Annotated in this window: 11 protein-coding genes and 1 pseudogene; 7 read left to right on the top strand and 5 right to left on the bottom strand. The window is 71.0% G+C overall.

All coding sequences use genetic code 11. The features are described from left to right. Positions 1-32: 32 nt before the first annotated feature. Entirely contained in the window at positions 33-710 is a 678-nt protein-coding gene (locus tag ACWGKJ_RS11080) for a TetR/AcrR family transcriptional regulator (RefSeq protein WP_385025313.1), read from the bottom strand. Between the two features lie 75 nt (positions 711-785). Here ACWGKJ_RS11080 and ACWGKJ_RS11075 point away from each other — a divergent pair, with 75 nt between their 5' ends. The 6 genes from ACWGKJ_RS11075 (at position 786) to ACWGKJ_RS11050 (ending at position 10955) form a co-directional block, all read left to right on the top strand. Then, the gene (locus tag ACWGKJ_RS11075; RefSeq protein ID WP_385025310.1) at positions 786-2423 is read left to right on the top strand and encodes an FAD-dependent monooxygenase; all 1638 of its coding nucleotides are present in this window, start codon (positions 786-788) and stop codon (positions 2421-2423) included. A 161-nt stretch (positions 2424-2584) separates the two neighbouring features. Further along, positions 2585-4624: a bifunctional aldolase/short-chain dehydrogenase gene (locus tag ACWGKJ_RS11070; RefSeq protein ID WP_385025307.1), complete on the top strand. Its 2040-nt coding sequence runs from the start codon at positions 2585-2587 to the stop codon at positions 4622-4624. Between the two features lie 368 nt (positions 4625-4992). Continuing rightward, entirely contained in the window at positions 4993-6381 is a 1389-nt protein-coding gene (locus ACWGKJ_RS11065) for a rhamnulokinase (RefSeq protein ID WP_385025428.1), read from the top strand. A 270-nt stretch (positions 6382-6651) separates the two neighbouring features. After that, positions 6652-7827 (top strand): hypothetical protein, encoded by a 1176-nt coding sequence (locus ACWGKJ_RS11060; protein ID WP_385025304.1) that lies wholly within the window; start codon positions 6652-6654, stop codon positions 7825-7827. 159 nt (positions 7828-7986) lie between these two features. Continuing rightward, positions 7987-9816: an asparagine synthase (glutamine-hydrolyzing) gene (asnB, locus tag ACWGKJ_RS11055; RefSeq protein WP_385025301.1), complete on the top strand. Its 1830-nt coding sequence runs from the start codon at positions 7987-7989 to the stop codon at positions 9814-9816. Between the two features lie 221 nt (positions 9817-10037). Beyond that, positions 10038-10955, top strand: a complete 918-nt coding sequence (locus ACWGKJ_RS11050) for a glycosyl hydrolase family 18 protein (protein WP_385025298.1) — start codon at positions 10038-10040, stop codon at positions 10953-10955. Between the two features lie 639 nt (positions 10956-11594). On the opposite strand, the pseudogene nrfD reads toward ACWGKJ_RS11050, so the two are convergent. From nrfD to ACWGKJ_RS11030, 4 genes and pseudogenes are all read right to left on the bottom strand, one after another. Beyond that, a pseudogene (gene nrfD, locus ACWGKJ_RS11045) lies at positions 11595-12605 on the bottom strand (NrfD/PsrC family molybdoenzyme membrane anchor subunit); the annotation flags it as partial. Next, positions 12602-13588: a 4Fe-4S dicluster domain-containing protein gene (locus ACWGKJ_RS11040; protein ID WP_385025131.1), complete on the bottom strand. Its 987-nt coding sequence runs from the start codon at positions 13586-13588 to the stop codon at positions 12602-12604. The gene ACWGKJ_RS11040 and the pseudogene nrfD, both read right to left, overlap by 4 nt. Further along, positions 13585-16857, bottom strand: coding sequence for a formate dehydrogenase (fdh, locus tag ACWGKJ_RS11035; protein WP_385025128.1), 3273 nt, complete (start codon positions 16855-16857; stop codon positions 13585-13587). The genes ACWGKJ_RS11040 and fdh overlap by 4 nt, the downstream gene beginning before the upstream one ends. Positions 16858-16980: 123 nt before the next feature. Next, on the bottom strand, positions 16981-18306 hold the full coding sequence (locus tag ACWGKJ_RS11030; RefSeq protein WP_385025125.1) for an MFS transporter: 1326 nt from the start codon (positions 18304-18306) through the stop codon (positions 16981-16983). 217 nt (positions 18307-18523) lie between these two features. Between ACWGKJ_RS11030 and ACWGKJ_RS11025 the strand changes: the two genes are divergently transcribed. Next, positions 18524-20242: an IlvD/Edd family dehydratase gene (locus ACWGKJ_RS11025; RefSeq protein ID WP_385025122.1), complete on the top strand. Its 1719-nt coding sequence runs from the start codon at positions 18524-18526 to the stop codon at positions 20240-20242. Positions 20243-20250: the final 8 nt, after the last annotated feature.

Genomic DNA, 20250 nt, shown 5'->3' with positions numbered 1-20250 from the left:
ACGGAGGGCATGTTGCGGTCCAGCGCGAGGGGCTACCCCCGGGACGGGCCCGGTGCCGTACCCCAGTCCGCGCCGACGCCGCCCTCCAGGGCGTCGAAGAGCCGGCCGGCCAGGAGACGGAGACCGGGGTGGATCGCGTCCGCCCTTTCCCCGGCGGCCGTACGCCGTGCCGCTTCACGGTTGACGGTGTCACGGATGGTCTGCACCGACGCGGCCGTATAACGCACTTCCGGATCGAGCGGCGAGCGGCCCGCGGCGACGGCCAGGGCCTCCGTCAGCGCGACCGTCGCCTCCTCGGACATCTCGCGCCAGCGGGCGCTCAGCGCCGGGCTGTCCAGGACCACTTGCAGGAAGTGGCCCATGCCGTCGACCAGGCCACTCAGGGGATGGCGTTCGTCGATGAGGCGCAGGACCATCCGGCGCAGCGCCGCCAGCGGCGGTTCGTCAGGATCGCGGTCCTGGACCGTCGCGGTGAGCAGAGAGGTGATCTCCGGCCCGCGGTCCAGATAGAGGTTCTCCTTGCGCGGAAAGTAGTTGAAGACCGTCATCGCGGACACGTCCGCCGCCTCGGCGATCTCGGCCACCGTGACGGCCTCGAAGCCGCGCTCCAGGAACATCCGCGTCGCGACGCCCGAGATGTGGTTCCGCAGTTCCCGCTTCTTGCGCTCCCGCCGCCCCAGTGGGGGTGCGTCGGCCTGCCTGTCTGCCATGGGCCCACCGTACGAGAAAAATGGATTCGGCTCAAAGCTTGTAGTCAATAAAAGTTTTCGCGCATACTCGTTCCCATGACAACTCACCCCATGCCCGAGGAGTTCGACGCCGACGTGCTGATCGCGGGGGCAGGGCCGACCGGCCTGATGCTCGCCCATGAGCTGGGCATCGCCGGGGTCTCCTGTCTCGTCGTGGAGCGCAACACCGAGATCGATCCGACGGTCAAGGCCGGAGCGATCGGCCCCCTCGCCGTGGAGGCCCTGCGGCGCAGAGGACTCGGCCCCGCCCTGGACGCGGCTTCGCTGCGGACCATGTCCGACATCCTCAGCAACTTCCGCGCCAAGAACCCCGAACTCGACGCCCGTATGCGTGATCTGGAGGAGACCGGCGCCTCGTCCGGCGAGGTCGCCGCCACGGTCGGCAGGAAGGCGGCCTTCGGCGGCAAGGGCCATTTCGCCGGCCTGTGGAGCATCGACGCGGCCAAACGCGGTGAGAGTGAGCGGGCGATGGCGGTGGTGGGCCAGCAGGCCCTGGAGGCGATCCTCGGGGAATCGGTGGCAGCGCTGCCCCGGGTGCGGATCGAGCGCAGACGGGCCGTCACCGGACTGACCCAGGACGCCGGAGGTGTGGACGTCGGGACCGACGGGCCGGGGGGACGGAAAACACTGCGCGGCCGCTGGCTGGTGGGGTGCGACGGCGGGCGCAGCCTCGTACGGAAGCTCAGCGGCTTCGTGTTCCCCGGTACGGAACCGACTATGACGGGGCATCAGATCGTGGCCGATTACGCCGACCCCGATGCACTCCTGCCGTACGGCTGGCGCCGTACCGAGACCGGCATGATGGCCTATGGACCGACTCCCGGCCGGCTCTTCCTGGCGCGCTTCGACGGTCCGCCCGCCGACCGTGACGCACCGGTCACCGTCGAGGAACTGCAGGCGGCGGCGAGCCATGTCACGGGTACGGACGTCGTCGTGACCGCGGTCAGGTCGGCCACGCGCTTCACCGACAACGCCCGCCAGGCGACCGACTACCGCAGCGGCCGGGTCCTGCTCGCGGGCGACGCGGCACATGTGCACTCGCCGTTCGGCGGGCAGGGACTCAACCTCGGGCTCCTCGACGCCGTCAACCTGGGCTGGAAGCTGGCGGCGGTGGTCGGCGGCCGGGCGCCCGACGGGCTGCTCGGCACGTACACCGCCGAACGTCACCCGGTGGGCGCCCGCGTCCTGGCCAACACCCGCGCACAGGTCGCCCTGATGCGTCCCGGCCCGCATGTGGGGGCCCTGCGCGACCTCATGGGTGAGCTGCTGGAGGAGGTCGACGAGGCCAACGCGTTCTTCGGGCGCATGCTGGGGGGCCTCGACAGCCGGCACCCGATGCCGTACGCGGACGGGGTGTCCGAGGAGTCGATGCCGCTGCTCGGGTGCCCGGTCCCGGACCTGCGCCTCGACGACGGTTCGCGGCTGTCGGACCACACCGTGACCGGCCGCGGGGTACTCATCGCGCCGGGAGCGGAGGCGGGACCGGCGGCCGACTGGGCGCCATGGGTCGGGCTGGTGGCGGCGGGCCTGGCCGCGGAGGAGGCGCACCGCGGTATCGCGGCCCTGCTGATCCGCCCCGACGGCATCGTCGCGTGGTCCGCCGGGACGGGCACCCCACCGGACCACGCGCTCCTGGAGAAGGCGCTGACGGCCTGGTTCGGTGCACGCGGCTGACCGGGAACGGGGCCCGGGGCAGAGGAACAGGGGCTGCTGAAAGGATTCATGTCACACAAGTGATCGCACGGGTGCGGGTCAATGTCTTGACGGACTTCTTCCGTACGGGCCATGTTTGATTCGTTTCAATCGGGCGACCTCACCTCGTAAGGACTTGTCTCATGGCCTCCGCGACCCCGTCCGAAGAACTGCTGGCCCGCTCGCACCGGCTCGGCTCCGATCCGCGCAACACCAACTACGCGGGTGGCAACACCTCCGCCAAGGGCACCGGCACCGACCCGGTGACCGGGGGCGAGGTCGAGCTGATGTGGGTCAAGGGCTCCGGCGGCGACCTCGGTACGCTCACCGCCGAAGGTCTCGCCGTACTGCGGCTCGACCGGCTCCGGGCGCTCAAGGACGTGTATCCGGGGGTGCACCGCGAGGACGAGATGGTCGCCGCCTTCGACTACTGCCTGCACGGCAGGGGCGGTGCGGCGCCGTCCATCGACACCGCGATGCACGGCCTGGTGGACGCGGCACACGTCGACCACCTCCACCCCGACTCGGGAATCGCCCTCGCCTGCGCGGCGGACGGCGAGAGGCTGACCGCCGAGTGCTTCGGCGAGCGGGTCGTGTGGGTGCCGTGGCGCCGCCCGGGATTCCAGCTCGGGCTGGACATCGCCGCCGTGCGGGAGGCGTATCCGCGGGCGACCGGCTGTGTACTGGGCGGCCACGGCATCACCGCCTGGGGCGGCACCTCGGAGGAGTGCGAGGAGAACGCGCTGCACATCATCCGCACTGCCGAGACCTTCCTCGCCGAGCACGGCAGGGCCGAGCCGTTCGGGCCGATGGTCGAGGGGTACGCGGCCCTCGGCGGCGCGCAGCGCAGGGAGCGGGCCGCGCAGCTGGCCCCGGTGATCAGGGGGCTCGCCTCGCAGGACCGGCCGCAAGTGGGCCACTTCGACGACCGCGGGGCCGTCCTCGACTTCCTCGCGAGCGCCGGGCACTCGCGGCTGGCGGCCCTCGGCACCTCCTGCCCGGACCACTTCCTCCGTACCAAGATCAGGCCGCTCGTTCTCGACCTGCCGCCCACCGCACCGCTCGACGAGACGGTGGCGAGGCTCGGGGAACTGCACACCGCGTACCGGGAGGAATATGCCGCGTACTACCACCGGCACGCGGAGCCCGGCTCGCCGCCCATGCGGGGCGCGGACCCGGCGATCGTGCTCGTCCCGGGTGTCGGGATGTTCTCCTTCGGCAAGGACAAGCAGACGGCGCGGGTGGCGGGGGAGTTCTATGTCAACGCGATCAATGTGATGCGCGGCGCCGAGGCTGTCTCGTCCTATGCGCCCATCGAGGAGTCGGAGAAGTTCCGCATCGAGTACTGGGAGCTGGAGGAGGCCAAACTGCGGCGGATGCCGGCGGCCAGGCCGCTCGCGGCCCGGGTGGCTCTGGTGACGGGGGCGGGCAGCGGCATCGGGAAGGCCGTCGCACACCGTCTGGTGGCGGAGGGGGCCTGTGTGGTGGTCGCGGATCTGGACGGTGACAGCGCCGCAGCCGTGGCCGCTGAGCTGGGCGGTCCGGACCGGGCTGTCGCGGTGACCGTGGACGTGACATCCGAGGAGCAGATCGCCGAGGCGTTCAGGACCGCGACGCTGGCGTTCGGCGGTGTCGATCTGGTGGTCAACAACGCGGGCATCTCCATCTCCAAGCCGCTGCTGGAGACGACCGCCCGGGACTGGGACCTGCAGCACGACATCATGGCGCGCGGCTCCTTCCTCGTCTCGCGCGAAGCGGCACGGGTGATGAGGGCCCAGTCCCTCGGCGGCGACATCGTCTACATCACTTCAAAGAACGCGGTCTTCGCCGGCCCGCACAACATCGCGTACTCCGCCACGAAGGCCGACCAGGCCCACCAAGTACGACTTCTCGCGGCAGAGTTGGGGGAGTACGGGATCCGGGTCAACGGCGTCAATCCGGACGGGGTCGTACGCGGGTCGAGGATCTTCGCGGGCGGCTGGGGCGCGCAGCGCGCGGCGACGTACGGGATCGAGGAGGAGAAGCTCGGCGAGTTCTACGCCCAGCGCACCCTCCTCAAGCGCGAGGTCCTGCCTGAGCATGTGGCGAACGCGGTGTTCGCGCTGACGGGCGGGGACCTGACGCACACCACTGGGCTGCACATCCCGGTGGACGCGGGCGTCGCAGCGGCGTTCCTGCGCTGACTCCTGGCCGCCCTCATCCGGCGGGGCTCCTGCGCCCGCTCGCCCGGTCCGCCACGGCGGCGCTCGTGCGGCCCGGGCCCGTTCCCACGTTACGGCGGCGCTCGTGCGAGCCGGGCCCGCCCTCACGTTACGGCGGCGCTCGTGCGACCCGGGCCCGTCCCCGCCACCGCGGCGCTCGTGCGACCTGAGTCCACCCCGCTACGGCGGCGTTCCCGCGCTGACCTCGGTCCGTCCTCCCTGTCACCGCGGACGCGCCCCGCACGCCGTCTCCGCAGTCCACCCGACGACCCCTCCGCGAGGCCACCGTGACCCCCGCTGCCCCCCTCACCTTCGCCGCAGTCGACCTCGGTGCCTCCAGTGGGCGGGTGATGGCCGTCCGGATCGGCCCTGACGTAATTGACCTGACGGAGGCTCACCGCTTCCCGAACCGCCCCGTACGGACGGGCGGCACCCTGCACTGGGACGTGCTGTCGCTGTACGCGGGCGTGCTCGACGGGCTGCGGGCCGCGGGGCCGGTGACCTCGGTCGGTATCGACAGCTGGGCCGTCGACTACGGGCTGCTCGACGCGGACGGCGCGCTGCTCGGCAATCCGGTGCACTACCGCGACGGCCGCACCGAAGGGGTCGCGGAGCGAGTGTGGCAGACGGTGCCGGCCGCCGAGCTGTACGCGGCCACCGGAGTGCAGTACGCACCCTTCAACACGCTCTATCAGCTGTTCGCCGCCCAGGGGAGCGCCCAACTCGCTGCGGCTGAGCGCCTGTTGCTCGTGCCCGATCTTCTGACGTACTGGCTCACCGGGCAGCCGGGCACCGAGCTGACCAACGCCTCCACCACCCAGCTGATCGATCCGCGCACCGGTGACTGGGCCCACGGCATCGCCGGACGGCTCGGCATCGACCTCGGGATGTTCGCTCCGCTGCGCAGACCCGGCGACCCGGCGGGGCTGCTGCTGCCGCACGTCCTGGAGGAGACCGGGCTGACCGGCCCGGTCCCGGTGACCGCGGTCGGCTCGCACGACACCGCGTCCGCGGTGGCAGCGGTACCGGCGTCCACCGCCCGCTTCGCGTACATCTGCACCGGCACCTGGTCGCTCGCGGGCCTGGAGCTGGACGCCCCCGTCCTGAGCGAGGCGAGCCGGGCGGCGAATTTCACCAATGAGCTCGGCACCGACTCCACCGTCCGGTATCTGCGCAACATCATGGGCCTCTGGCTGCTCCAGGAGTGTCTGCGGGCCTGGGGTGGCCCTGATCTCGCCCCACTGCTGCGGGACGCCGCCGGCATACCGCCGCTGAGGTCGGTCGTGGACGCGGGCGACACCGCGTTCCTCGCCCCCGGCCGGATGCCCGAGCGGATCGCCGCCGCCTGCCGCGCCACCGGCCAGCCCGTTCCGCGTACCCAGGCGGAGACGGTCCGCTGCATCCTCGACTCACTGGCCCTCGCGCACCGCCGCGCGATCGCCGCCGCCATGAGACTCGCCGACCGACCGGTCGACACCGTGCACATCGTCGGCGGCGGAGCCCGCAACGCCCTGCTGTGCCAGCTGACCGCCGACGCCTGCGGCCTGCCGGTCGTGGCGGGCCCGGCCGAGGCCGCCGCCCTCGGCAACGCGCTCGTCCAGGCGCGCGCCCGTCGCGTACTGGACGACCGTGCCGCCATACGTGTGCTCATCGCCCGCACCCAGCCGCTGGTGCGCTACGAACCGCGGGGCAACGCCACGGCGTGGGGCGCTGCCGAGCGGCGGGTGCATGACAGGTGAGCCGGTCCCCGGCCGATGGCCCGGTTGGTGGCCGGTGGTCTGCCCCGCCCGGTGTCCCGCCCCCGCCCGGTGACCCGGTTCGCGGCCGGGTGGCACGGTTCGGGTGGGCGGTTCCGTCGCCGGGCCGGCGGCGGCCAGGACCGGCACCGCGCGCTGCCCTGACATCCGCGTACGGTCGTTCGAGCGTGGTGCGGCGCGGACGGGGTACCTTCCATCGACAGGCCCACGGACCATACTGGTCGGGCCCCGAGCCCCCTACAGAACGATCACATGGCCAAGAAGAGCACCTCAACGACGCCCGTCCCGGACACCGTATGGCTGGGGAGGGGGCGCCACCTCGGGCCCGAGCCCGAGCAGGACGTCCGGCGTAACCTGATCGCCCTCAAGGCGGCCGGGGTGCTCGGCGACTTCCGGGACCTCGACCCCGCCGAGGCCGCGCGCTCGACCGTCCTGCACCCGCGGGACGAGTCCGCCGACCCGGGCCCGTCGGCCCGCCGCCTCTTCGAGGCCCGCTGGCCGGTGGCCGACGACGTCACGGTGCGCGCCCAGCTGACCACCTACGATCCCGAGGCCCGCCGCAAGGAGGGTGAGGGCGTCACCTGGGTCCTCGCCGCCGAGGCCGAGCGGCCGTGGCAGGCGCACTGGCCCTCGCCCGCCACCATGTTCTGGCCGGACAGCGACCAGGTCCCCTGGGACCACGAAACCGTGCCGGGCGTACGTCTGCGGACGGTGAACCATCTGCCGAAGGACGACGACGAACTGCGCCGCCGGCTGCGCGAGTGCACGCGGCAGAGCTGGTTCGTCCATGTCGTGGTGCATGAGGCGATGACACCGGACGAGCGGGGCAGACAGCCCGTCTCGGTGTTCCTGCCGCCGAGCCTGCGGCACCGGGTGGTCGAGCACCGGGCCACGCCGGAGCAGACGCAGATCGCCGATGTCGCGATGAAGCGCGAGCTGGGTGTGCGGCTGCCGCGCGGTGGCGCCGTCATCCTGCCCATGGACGCGCAGGGCTCGGACATCGATGCCGGGCGTTTCACCGTACGCAATGTCTTCCTGGACGGCTCGGCCCCGGCGGAACTCCTCGGAAAGATCACGGAGTTCGCCGCGCTGCCCCGCCCGCTTTCCGCCGACGCCGAGCGGGCGCTGAACCGGCTGCGCCACGGCTGGCACCTGCTCACCCCGGACGAGGAGCTGGTCCACGCCCAGGGCATGGTCGCGCAGTACGCCGATGCGCTGGACGCCATGACGAACTCCCGTGATCTGTACCGGGAAGCGGCCGAGGCGGCGCACGCGGCGCTGGCCGAGGCGACCGGTGGCGACGGCGTGCCCCTGCCGCCGTCCTCACAGGCGCCGGGACAGGCGAGGGCAGCAGCCACCAAGGCCGACGGCTCACCGCTGAGCGCTCTCACGAAGGCGTTCGGGCGGCTCCGGGATCCGCGCAAGTAGGAGCGGACCGGCGCCGTGCCGCCGGGTTCGAAACACGAACTTAACAAGTGTTTACCGGTGAGAAACACCACTCCGCCGGTTCGTCGCTCTGGGTGGTGGAGCCCGCACAGCAAGAGAGATGGTTGTTACACCTAATTCCCCCACGGAGAGGTGTCTTCTGTGTGCGGCATAACTGGATGGGTTTCCTACCGACGCGACCTGACGGCCCATCGGGAGACCGTCGACGCCATGACCGAGACAATGTCCTGCCGCGGCCCCGACGCTCAGGGGGCATGGCTGACACCGAGGGCCGCGCTCGGACACCGCCGGCTCGCCGTGATCGACCTTCCCGGCGGCGCCCAGCCGATGGAGGCGCGTACGGAGAACGGCACGGTCGCGATGGTGTACTCCGGCGAGGCGTACAACTACACCGAACTGCGTGAGGAGTTGCGCCGCCAGGGCCACCGCTTCGAGACCGACTCCGACACCGAGGTCGTGCTGCGGGGCTACCTCCAGTGGGGCGAGGAGCTGGCCGGGAAGCTCAACGGCATGTACGCGTTCGCGATCTGGGATCCGCGGACCGAGAAGCTGGTCATGATCCGCGACCGGATGGGGATCAAGCCCTTCTACTTCTACGAGACCGACGACGGCGTGCTGTTCGGCTCGGAGCCCAAGGCCATTCTGGCCAACCCGCTGGCCCCGGCCGTTGTGGGGCAGGACGGACTGCGGGAGATCTTCTCGTTCGCCAAGACCCCCGGCTTCGCGGTGTGGGAGGGCATGCGGGAGCTGAAGCCCGGTCATGTGGCGGTCCTGGACCGCAACGGCCTTCGTGAGTACGCCTACTGGCAGCTCGAAGCCACCGAGCACACCGACGGCCGGGAAGCCACCGTCGCGCATGTGCGGGAGCTCCTTGAGGACATCATCGCCCGTCAGCTCGTCGCGGACGTGCCCCGCTGCTCCTTGCTCTCCGGCGGACTCGACTCCTCCGCGATGACCGCGCTGGCCGCCAGGCAGCTCGGCGAACAGGGCGAGACCGTAAGGAGCTTCGCCGTCGACTTCCCCGACCAGGCGAAGAACTTCCGCGCCATGGACATCAGTCCGACCCAGGACACTCCCTTCGTGCACGCGGTCAAGGAGCACATCGACTGCGATCACAGCGACATCATGCTGGACGGCGCCGCGCTGTCCGACCCGGCCGTACGGCGGGCGGCCGTCGCCGCGCGCGACCTGCCGGTCGGACTCGGTGACCGTGACAACTCGCTCTATCTGCTGTTCGCCGCGGTCCGCGAACAGTCCACCGTCGCCCTGTCGGGGGAGTCGGCCGACGAGGTCTTCGGCGGATATCCCTGGTTCCACGACGAGCGACGGCAGGCAGCGACTTTCCCCTGGCTGGCCGGAGACTCCCCGATCGACCCGAGCGGCGTCCTGTCCGGCGACCTCGCCGGGACGCTGGAGCTCGACTCCTATCTGCACGACAGCTACGCCACCGCCTTGGCCGAGGCCCCGTTGAAGGAGGGCGAAAGCGGTCTGGAGAAGCGGATGCGGCAGGTCTGCTACCTGCATCTGAGCCGGATGGTGCAGTCCCTTCTGGACCGCAAGGACCGGATGAGCATGGCGGTGGGTCTTGAGGTCCGGGTGCCCTTCTGCGATCACCGGCTGGTGCAGTACGTCTTCAACACACCGTGGTCGATGAAGACGTTCGACGGGCGGGAGAAGAGCATCCTGCGCGAGGCCACCCGCGACCTGCTGCCGGAATCGGTCGTGCAGCGCAAGAAGAGCGGTTATCCCGGCAGCTTCGACCCGCACTATGTGGCGGCCATCCAGGCGCAGACCTCCGACCTGCTCGCCTCCGGCCACCCCGCGCTGGACCTGTGCCATCGCGCCCGGCTCCAGGAGGCCGTCGGGGCCGACGGCGCGACGATCACCACACAGCAGCGCTCGCACCTGGAGAGGGCGCTGGATCTGTCGGTCTGGTTCGATCTCCACAAGCCCGAGATCAGGCTGGGCTGAGCCTCACTCGCGGCTCCGCCGCCCCGGGTCTCACTCCTCACTCGGGGCGGTGCCCCGAGAGGCGCCCCTGCGAGGAGGATCCCCGGGGCGGCAGGGGCGGGTTGAGGGGTCTTGTCGCTGCTGTCGCCCAAGTCCGCTGTCCAGAGCGAAGAGTTGGCGCACTTGTGGAGCGGGCCGAAAGGCGCTTTCATGGGCGCCCCCCCCACATGAGGAGACCCGCAATGCGCTGGAAGAGGTTCCTGGCAACGTTGTCCGGTGCGGCAGCCATCAGTCTGGCGGCGCCCCTGGTGACGGCCGCACCGGCACAGGCGGCCACTGACCATCGTGTCGTCGTCTACTACCAGACCCAGTTCAACAGCGGTTCGTATGTCTCCCCGAAGGGGCTGACCGACCACGGCACGGGCGTCACGGATGTGATCGTCGGCGCGATCCACCTCAACGACGGAGGTGGTGTCACGCTCAATGACACCTCGCCCGACGACGCCAAGTTCGGCCCGATGTGGGACGACCTGGCGGCGATGCAGAGCAAGGGCGTCCATGTGCTGGGCATGGTCGGCGGTGCCGCGGCGGGCAGCTTCCAGCGGCTGGACAGCGACTTCGACACGTACTACCCGAAGCTGAAGAACGTCGTCACCACCCACCACCTGGACGGCCTGGATCTCGATGTGGAGGAGGGGATGTCGCTGGCCGGCGTCGAACGCGTCATCGACCAGCTGCACAGCGACTTCGGTGCCGGCTTCCTCGTCACGCTGGCGCCCGTCGCCACCGCCCTGAACGGCGGAGGGAATCTCTCCGGGTTCGGCTACGACGCCCTCTACCGTGACCGGGGATCGTCCATCAGCTGGTTCAACGCCCAGTTCTACTGCGGCTGGGGATCGCTGGACGACACCAGCGGCTACGAGGGTGTCGTGAACCACGGAGTCGTCCCGGCCGGGAAGGTGGTGGCGGGCACCATCACCAACCCCGCCAACTGCGGCAGCGGATACGTGCCCATGGACACCCTCAAGTCGACCGTGTCCCAGCTCTCCGGCAAGTACGGCGACTTCGGGGGAGTGGCCGGGTGGGAGTACTTCAACTCGGATCCGGGCGGAACAGCCGCCCCCTGGGAGTGGGCCGCGAACATGTCCGCTGCCATGTAGGGAATGACCGGCCGGGCCGCCGCCGTGCACCGGGCCCCTGACCCGGTGCACGGCGGCGGGTGCAGTACACCAACGACCTTTCAGAATGCAGAGGTTGACGCCCAGTCATCCCTGGCCGTTGGCTCCTTCGCCGCCGAAGATGCTCCCGGCCGCCGAGCGCCGCATCGTCTCCAGCGCGTCGATCTGCCGCTGTGCCCGGCCGAGGAGCGTGTTCAGCCGGTCCGTGTCCAGTCGGCTGTCCTGCGGAGCCATCGCGAGCAGCGTGCGCCAGACCAGCGACTTCCCCTCGACGCCCAGCCGCAGGGTCTCCAGCTCGATGAGGGTGCTCAGCCCCGAGCGGCGGTACACGGCACCGTTCGGTTTGAGGCGTCCCAGCAGCTCGGCGGCCCGGCCGCCGTAGATCTTGTAGCGACGGGCGGGCACGCCGAGTGCGCCCATGAGTGCGAGCAGGCTCTCGCGGTCCTCGGCGATCTCCTCGGCGATGCGCCGCAGCTCCGGGCCCCGAACCGAGCGGCGGTGCTGGTCGGCGATACGCCGGGCGAGCCGGGTGCCCGCCGAGGCACCCATGAGGTGATCGTTCAGATAGATCCCGAGCTTGTCGGTCCGCATCCTGGCTCCTTTCCCGGCTGCTTCTTCCTGGCGCAGCCTTTCGCGCTGAGGTACCACCGTGTACGCGGGGTCCTCGGCAGAGGCGATACCGGCGGCGAAGACGCCGAACCGGGTGCAGGCCGAGCCCGCGAGCAGCAGCGCACCCGCGCCCAGTGCGGCGGGGCGGCTCCGGTGCCCGATGAGCGCGGCGCAGGCCGCCCCGCCGACGGTGAGGCCGCGCGCGGCCCGCAGCAGGGTGCCCGCGCGGCCGGTGCGGTAGGTCTCGGCGACCATGCCGAGCCGGCGCTCCGCCAGTCTCATCGAGGTCACATCGGCGACCGCCGCCAGGACGGCCGCACACCGGGCGGGAGCCGTCTCATGGACCGGCGACACCGCGAGGGCCATGCCCGATGCGGCCGCCGTCGCCGATGCCACGAAGACGTAGGGCAGTTCACGGTGGGCGCCGTGCCACGCGGGTACGGCGGTGTCCGCCGCGAGCACCGCCGTGTAGGCGGCCACGGCAGGCCCCAGGAGCGCGGCGCCGCCCGTCGCCGCCGCACCCGCGGCCGGCAGTCTCCTGGTCACCGAAGTCGCGGCGGCCGCGCCCGCGCAGGAGCCGTATCCGGCGAGCAGCCAGGAGCCGACGCTCATCGGGGAGGTCGGCTTGAACACGCGCAGCATGTGGTGGAAACGGCCGGGCCTGCCGAGGTCGTGGATGAGCGCGGCGGTGGAGAGCGAGAGCGCTCCGACGGAGGAGAGCTTCATGGCCCTCGTCATGGTGGTGCGGCCTGTCGCCTGGGCCGCGGCCGCCATCACCGACCCAGCACCCGCGAGACCGCCGAAGAAGAAGTACCCGGCGATGTCCGTCGCCGACCAGGACGGCGCCTTGATGACCGGCCGCCCGTAGTACGAGTCGAACTCGGCGCGCGGCACCATGAGTTCCTCGCCCCGCCGCCTGCGGCCGCCACGGCGCCCGCCGTCCGGCTGGAGACCGCGCGGGGACGCGGTGCGGCCGGGGCGCTCCCCGTGGGTGCCGTCCCTGGTCACGTCGGAGCCGTTCATCGGCGGGCCTTCCTTCCGGCCGTCGCCGCGAACGGCACGGCCTTTCTGCCGGCCGCCGCCGCGGCAGCGAACGACACGGCCACACCGCCGGCGAGGGAGAGTGCGGCGGTCGCGGCGTGCTTCCACATGGCGGGCAGATCGCGGGTGGTGACGACGGGCGCCGGCGGAAGCCCGTACACCTCGGGTTCGTCGAGCAGGAGGAAGAACGCCCCGTCACCGCCGACTCCGTCCCCGGGGTCGTCGCCGTAGAGCCGGGCGTCGGTCACGCCCGCCTCGTGCAGCTGGCCGACGCGCAGTGCCGCCCGCTCCCGCAGCTCGTCGAGCGGCCCGAACTGGATGGATTCCGTCGGGCAGGCCTTGGCGCAGGCGGGCTCCTGCCCGGCGCCGAGCCGGTCGTAGCACATCGTGCACTTGAACGCCCGTCCGTCGGTGGGGCGTTGCTCGATCACGCCGTACGGACAGGCGGGTACGCAGTAACCGCAGCCGTTGCAGATGTCCTCCTGGACGACGACCGTGCCGAACTCCGTGCGGAAGAGGGAACCGGTCGGGCAGACGTCCAGACAGGCGGCGTGGGTGCAGTGCTTGCAGACGTCCGACGACATCAGCCAGCGCACCCCGTCTCCCGGAGCGGGCTGTTCCGCTCCGCGTTGAGCCGCCGCGGGGGGAGTCTCCGTGCCGAGCAGGGGCAGTTCGGTGCGTCCTTCGGGCGACGGCACCGGCTGCTCGATGAAGGCGACATGGCGCCAGGTGGACGCCCCGAGCCCGAGGGTGTTGTCGTAGCTCATCCCGGACAGCGCGATGCCGTCCTCGGGAATCGCGTTCCACTCCTTGCACGCCACCTCGCAGGCCTTGCAGCCGATGCACACGGAGGTGTCGGTGAAGAACCCGACGCGGGGCGGTGCGTCGTCGTGCCCCGCGTCCCGGGCCGGGTCCGGCTCGGGGCCGCTGAGCAGATGGCGTGACTGGCCGGTCACCTCGGTCACTTGACGGTCTCCGTTCCGGTGCGGTCCGTGATGCCCGCCCTGACCCGGTACTCCTCCACCAGCTTCGGCAGCGCGGGCCCGCGTGGTCTGCGGCCCTCGATGATGTCGGCGGTCAGGGCCTTGTCCTCCTGGATGTGGGCGTTCGGGTCGAGCGACATCGCGACGAGTTCGTTGGCGGCGTCCCCGGTGGCCACCCCGTTCGGGCCCCAGTGGAAGGGCAGCCCGATCTGGTGGACCGTGCGGCCGTGGACGGTGAGGGGCCTGATCCGACGCGTCACCAGCACCCGCGCCTCCACGGCGTTGCGGGCGGTGATGATGGTGGCCCAGCCGCCGTTCCGCAGCCCTCGCTCGGCGGCCAGTTCGGGGGAGACCTCGCAGAAGAACTCCGGTTGCAGCTCAGCGAGATAGGGCGACCAGCGGCTCATACCACCCGCCGTGAAGTGCTCCGTGAGGCGGTGGGTCGTCACCACGTACGGATACACCCGGGCGCCCGGCTCGTCGCCGCTCGGGTGGTAGCGGTTGCCCTCGTGCGGCATCAGACGGCGCACGGGCGATCTGGGAACGTTCGGATGGAGTGCGTTCGGGAAGGGCGAGTCCTGGGGCTCGTAGTGGGTCGGCATCGGGCCGTCCTCCAGGCCCGCGGGGGCGTAGAGCCACCCCTTGCCGTCCGCCTGCATGATGAACGGGTCGTCACCGCGCAGCGCGTCCGGGCCGGTCGCCCCGTCCGGCGGCACATGGCCGGGCGCCCGGTCGGCGATGAAGTCCGGGACGTCGTGACCGGTCCAGGAGCGCCGGGCCTCGTCCCACCACACATAGGCCTTCCGCTCGCTCCAGGGCGTCCCGTCGGGGGCGGCCGACGCGCGGTTGTAGAGGATGCGCCGGTTCGCCGGCCATGCCCAGGCCCACTCGGCGGCCACCCAGTCCTGCTCGGTGTGGGGCTTCCTGCGGGCCGCCTGGTTGACGCCGCCGGCCCGGACCCCGCAGTAGATCCAGCAGCCGCACCGGGTGGAACCGTCGTCCCTGAGCTGGGTGTAGGCGCTCAGCGGGGAGCCGTCGGCCGCGTGTCCGTTGATCTCGGCCAGCACGGCTTCGGCGGAGGGCTCGGCGAGATCACCCTCGACGGGGTAGTCCCAGGTGAGGTCCTGGACGGGCCGGTCCGCCGGGTCGGCCGACCCCGCGAGCCGTTCCTTGATGCGCCGTCCGAGGTGGTACGTGAACCACAGGTCGCTGCGTGCGTCGCCGCCGGGTTCCACGGCGGCGTGGTGCCACTGCACCCAGCGGTTGGTGTTGGTGAACGAACCGGACTTCTCGGTGTGCGCCGCGGCGGGGAAGAAGAACACCTCCGTGGCGATGTCCTCCGTGCGGAGTTCCCCGGTCTCGGTCTCGGGGCCGTCCTTCCACCAGGTCGCCGACTCGATCAGCGAGAAGTCCCGCACCACGAGCCACTCCAGATTGGCCATCCCGAGCCGCTGGAGACGTGTGTTGGCCGATCCGACGGCCGGGTTCTCGCCCATCAGGAAGTAGCCCTTGCAGACCCCCTCCAGCTGCGCGAGCACGGTGTCGTACGTGGCGTGGGAGCCGGTGAGCCGCGGCAGGTGGCCGAAGCAGAAGTCGTTGTCGGCGGTGGCCGCTTCCCCGTAGTACGCCTTGAGGAGGCTGACGAAGTAGGCCCGCATGTCGCCCCAGAAGCCCTTGTCGGTCCTGGTCGCGTCGACGAAGGCGTCCAGGTTCTCGTGGGCGTGTGCGTGCGGCATGGGCAGATAGCCCGGCAGCAGGTTGAAGAGGGTGGGGATGTCGCTCGACCCCTGGATGGAGGCGTGCCCGCGCAGCGCCTGGATGCCACCGCCCGGCCGGCCGATGTTGCCGAGGAGGAGCTGGAGGACACTGGCCGCGCGGATGTACTGCGAGCCCACGGTGTGCTGGGTCCAGCCGACCGCGTAGCAGAAGGCGCTGGTGCGGTCGCGTCCCGAGTTCGATGTGAGGGCCTCGCAGACCTCAAGGAACGTCTCGCGGGGGACACCGCAGGTCTGCTCGACCAGTTCGGGTGTGTAACGGGCGTAGTGGCGCTTCAGCACCTGGTAGACGCACCGGGGGTGCTGGAGCGTCTCGTCACGGGGAGCGCTCGCGCGGGTCTGCGCGCCGCCCGAGCCGTGCGCCTCCGACCCGCCCGCCTCGCCGAGCCGCCGGCCGGTGTCGGGGCGCTCCTCCCGCGCCGCGTACTGCTGGTCGGGGTCGCCGGCCGGGGCCTGCACCTGCGCGCCCTCGTACTGCCAGCTCGCGGGTGTGTAGCGGTGGGCCTCCTCGTCCAGGCCGGAGAAGACGCCGTCCAGGTCCTCGGTGTCCCGGAAGTCCTCGCTGACCAGCGTGGCCGCGTTGGTGTACGAGAGGACGTACTCGCGGAAGTCCTTCTCCTCGGTCAGTACGTGGTTGATGACGGCGCCGAGGAAGGCGATGTCGCTGCCCGCGCGGATGGGGACATGCAGATCGGCGAGGGCGCTCGTCCGGGTGAACCGCGGGTCCACATGGATCACCTTCGCGCCGCGCGCCTTGGCCTCCATCACCCACTGGAAGCCCACCGGGTGGGCCTCGGCGTAGTTCGAGCCCTGGATGACGATGCAGTCGGCGTGCTGGAGGTCCTGCATGAAGGTGGTGGCGCCGCCCCGCCCGAACGACGTCCCGAGCCCCGCCACGGTGGAGCTGTGGCAGACGCGCGCCTGGTTCTCCACCTGCACGACGCCCAGACCGGTCAGCAGCTTCTTGATGAGGTAGTTCTCCTCGTTGTCGAGGGTGGCGCCCCCGAGACTCGCGATCCCCAGTGTCCGTGCGGTCCGCAGTCCGTCGAACTCCCACTCCCAGGTGCGGCGCCGGGTCTCCACCACCCGCTCCGCGACCATGTCCATGGCCGTCTCCAGGTCCAGCCGCTCCCACTCGGTGGCGTACGGACGGCGGTACAGGACTTCGTGGCGGCGGGCGTCACCCGTGGTGAGCTGGAGGGTCGCCGAGCCCTTGGGGCACAGCCGGCCCCGGCTGACGGGGGATTCGGGGTCGCCCTCGATCTGCACGACGGCGTCGTCCGTGACGTACACCTGCTGGCCGCAGCCGACCGCGCAGTAGGGACAGACCGACTTGACGACACGGTCCGCGGTCTCGGTTCGGGCCCGGAGGCCGGCGGTACGGGGAGAGGCGGCTGCGCTGCCCCGGCCGAGCGGGTCGGAGCCGGTGAGCTGCCGGTAGACGGGCCAGTCCCGGACCAGCCTGCGGATCCCCATCGTTGCCTCCTGCGGCTCTCGGTTCCCGTCATCAGCCTCACCTGACGGATCCGGTTCGGCAACGCGGACCGGTGGGAGCGGGGGGACGGGAACGGGGCCGTTCCCCCGGCTCGGGGGGACCGGCTACGCGTCGCTGTCCACCGTTGCGCCCGGGGTGTGTGCGACGACCCGGCCGTTCTCGATCAGCCGCCTGATCCCGTACGTGGCCACCGCGGCCACCGCCATCGCGGCGACCAGGAACCACAGTCCGGCGACCGCGGACCCGGTGCGGTCCACGATCACGCCGATGCCCATCGGGCCGAAGCCGCCGCCGAGGTTGCCGACGGCGTTGATCATGGCGATGCCGGAGGCGGCCTGCACCCCGGTCAGAAACCGTGACGGCAGGGACCAGAGCACCGGCTGACCGGCGAAGATGCACATCGCCGCGAGGCTGATGAAGGCCATCTGGAGCACATGGGCGCCGGAGGGGACCAGCGCGGAGCCCGCGAGGCCGAGGGCGCCGACGGCGGCGGTCCCGGCGATCCACGGGTAGCGGGAGCCGCTGCGGTCGGCGAGCTTGGGCACGGCGTACAGGCCGATGGCCACGAAGACGTACGGGACCGCGGTGACGAAACCTACGGCGGTCCCGGACAGACCGCCGAAACCGTCCACGATCGTCGGCAGCCAGAAGCTCAGCCCGTAGGCACCGAGCGGGAAGCACAGGTAGTACAGGGACATCAGGACCACGCGCCTGTCCCGGAGGGTCCGCAGCGGGGACTCGTGGGCCCCGTCCAGCGCGGTGCTCTCGGCAGCCAGTTCGGTGGCGATCCACTCCTTCTGGCCGGTCCTGAGCCAGCCGGTCTCCTCGGGGCCGCCGGGCAGGACGCGCAGGGTCACGAAGCCGAGGAGCACCGCGGGCACACCGGTCGCGACGAAGATCCACTGCCAGCCCTTGAGGCCGAGCACGCCATCGAGACCGCCGAGCGCGCCCATCAGCGGGTTCCCGATGATGAAGGCGAGCGGGGTGGACATCATGAACCAGCCCGTCATCCGGGCGCGGTAGCGGTACGGATACCACTTGGTCAGGAAGTAGAGGACCCCCGGATAGAAGCCGGCCTCGGCCGCGCCCAGCAGAAAGCGGGCGGTGTAGAACTGCCAGCCGCTGCTGACCAGCGCGGTGAGGGCGGTGACCAGGCCCCAGCTGATCAGGATGCGGGCGAACCAGCGGCGGGCCCCGAACCGTTCGAGGAAGATGTTGCTGGGCACCTCGAAGATCGCGTAGGCGACGAAGAAACACACCTGGCCGAGGGTGAACGCGGCGTTGGACAGGCCCAGTTCGCTCTGGAGGGTCAGCTTGGCGAAGCCGATGTTCGAGCGGTCCACATAGGCGACCAGATAGAGCAGGACCAGGAACGGCATCAGCCGCCAGGTCACCGCCTTCATCGTGGTGCGTTCCGTCGTGGTCTCCATGGCTTTCCTCCTGGGTGCGCTGGTCATCATCGACCCTTCCGACGCGTCCTCCGGACACGCCTGGACCGTATCGTGATTTGATAGCACCATTAAGGGGCGGCGGGACACGACTAGGTCACAGCCGCTGCCCACCGCACGGATCACGGCCCAGCACGGATCACGACACAGCACCGGCATATGGCCCAGCACAGGCTCACCACACTGAAAGGACCACCACATGGCACCGCAGCTACGCAGCGCCGCCTGGTTCGGGGACGGCGGCAAGAACGGCTTCATCGCCCGCCATCATCTGCGGGCCATGGGGCGCGGCGGCCACAATTTCGACGGCCGCCCGGTCATCGGCATCTGCAACACCTTCTCCGAGCTGACGCCCTGCAACGGCCATCTCCAGCTCATCGCGGAGGCGGTGAAGCGCGGGGTGCTCCAGGCCGGGGGCTTTCCGCTCGAATTCCCTGCGATGTCGCTCGGCGAGCCGTTCCTGCGCCCGACCTCCATGCTCTACCGCAATCTGGCCGCGATGGAGATAGAGGAGCAGATACGGGCCAACCCCATCGATGCCGTCGTCCTGCTCACCGGCTGCGACAAGACGACCCCCGCCGCCCTGATGGGGGCGGCCAGCGCGGGCGTGCCCGCGATGGTCTTCACCGGCGGCCCGATGCTCAACGGCCGCTTCCAGGGCCGAGCCGTGGGCTCCGGCACCGATATCTGGCGGATGACGGAGGAGCTGCGGGCCGGGACCATCACCCAGGAGGAGTTCACCGAATTCGAGTCATCGCTGAACCGCTCGGCCGGCCACTGCATGACCATGGGCACCGCGTCCACCATGGCCTGTCTGACCGAGGCCCTGGGCATGATGGTCCCCGGCGGCTCGGGCCTGCCCGCGGTCGACGCCCGGCGCGGCACGCTCGCCGAGGAGACCGGAGCCCGCGCCGTGGAGCTGGCGACCAGCGGCCTCACCCCGCAGCGGATCATGACGCGTGCGGCCTTCGAGAACGCCGTCCGCGTCAACGCGGCCATCGGCGGTTCCACCAACGCGGTGGTGCATCTGCTCGCCATCGCGGGACGCCTGGGCGTGCCGCTCACCCTCGGCGACTTCGACCGGCTGGGCGCCGAACTCCCGCTGCTGATCGATCTGATGCCGTCCGGCCGCTTCCTGATGGAGGAGTTCGCCTACGCGGGCGGGCTGCCCGCCCTCATCAACCAGCTGCGCGAACACCTCCACCCCGACACCGTCACGGTGACCGGCCGCTCGCTCCTGGAGAACTGCGCGGGTGCCGAGGTGTACGACCGCGAGGTCATCCGGCCCTTCGCTGACCCGGTGCTGCCCGCGGGCAGTGGTACGGCCGTGCTGCACGGCAATCTCGCCCCGGACGGCGCCGTCGTCAAGCAGTCCGCGGCTGACCCGCGGCTGCTCAGCCATACCGGTCCGGCCCTGGTCTTCGACTCGCTCGACGCCTATCTGGAGGTCGTCGAGGACCCGGACCTCGATGTCACGGCCGACACGGTGCTCGTCGTACGGAACACCGGCCCCCGGGGCTACCCCGGGATGCCGGAGGTGGGCAATCTCGCCCTGCCGAAGAAGCTGCTCGACGCGGGTGTGCGGGACATGGTCCGGATCTCCGACGCCCGGATGTCGGGGACCGCATTCGGTGCCTGTGTGCTGCATGTGGCACCCGAGGCGGCCGTGGGCGGCCCGCTCGCCCTCGTACGCACCGGGGACCGGGTCCGTCTCGACGTCCCGGGCCGCCGTCTCGACGTCCTGGTGGACGATGCCGAGCTGGAGCGGCGCAGGGACGGGTGGACAGCGCCCGAACCGCCCGCCGAACGCGGCTGGACCTACCTCTACACCCAGCATGTGACCCAGGCGGACACCGGTGTCGACCTGGACTTCCTGGTCGGCTCCACCGACTCCGCCCCGCCGCGCCACGCCTTCTGAGGAGCTGT

The sequence above is a fragment of the Streptomyces sp. NPDC054757 genome (assembly GCF_053612185.1).
The sequence above is the reverse complement of the archived record's forward strand: the minus strand, read 5'-3'. Positions and strand labels throughout refer to the sequence as shown.

Bases quoted from the DNA above. Each gene is read 5' to 3' on its own strand.
- ACWGKJ_RS11075 (WP_385025310.1), top strand. From the start codon at position 786: ATGACAACTCACCCCATGCCCGAGGAGTTCGACGCCGACGTGCTGATC.
- ACWGKJ_RS11030 (WP_385025125.1), bottom strand. From the start codon at position 18,306: ATGGAGACCACGACGGAACGCACCACGATGAAGGCGGTGACCTGGCGG.
- fdh (WP_385025128.1), bottom strand. From the start codon at position 16,857: ATGGGGATCCGCAGGCTGGTCCGGGACTGGCCCGTCTACCGGCAGCTC.
- ACWGKJ_RS11060 (WP_385025304.1), top strand. From the start codon at position 6,652: ATGGCCAAGAAGAGCACCTCAACGACGCCCGTCCCGGACACCGTATGG.
- ACWGKJ_RS11080 (WP_385025313.1), bottom strand. From the start codon at position 710: ATGGCAGACAGGCAGGCCGACGCACCCCCACTGGGGCGGCGGGAGCGC.
- ACWGKJ_RS11050 (WP_385025298.1), top strand. From the start codon at position 10,038: ATGCGCTGGAAGAGGTTCCTGGCAACGTTGTCCGGTGCGGCAGCCATC.
- ACWGKJ_RS11065 (WP_385025428.1), top strand. From the start codon at position 4,993: ATGGCCGTCCGGATCGGCCCTGACGTAATTGACCTGACGGAGGCTCAC.
- ACWGKJ_RS11025 (WP_385025122.1), top strand. From the start codon at position 18,524: ATGGCACCGCAGCTACGCAGCGCCGCCTGGTTCGGGGACGGCGGCAAG.
- ACWGKJ_RS11070 (WP_385025307.1), top strand. From the start codon at position 2,585: ATGGCCTCCGCGACCCCGTCCGAAGAACTGCTGGCCCGCTCGCACCGG.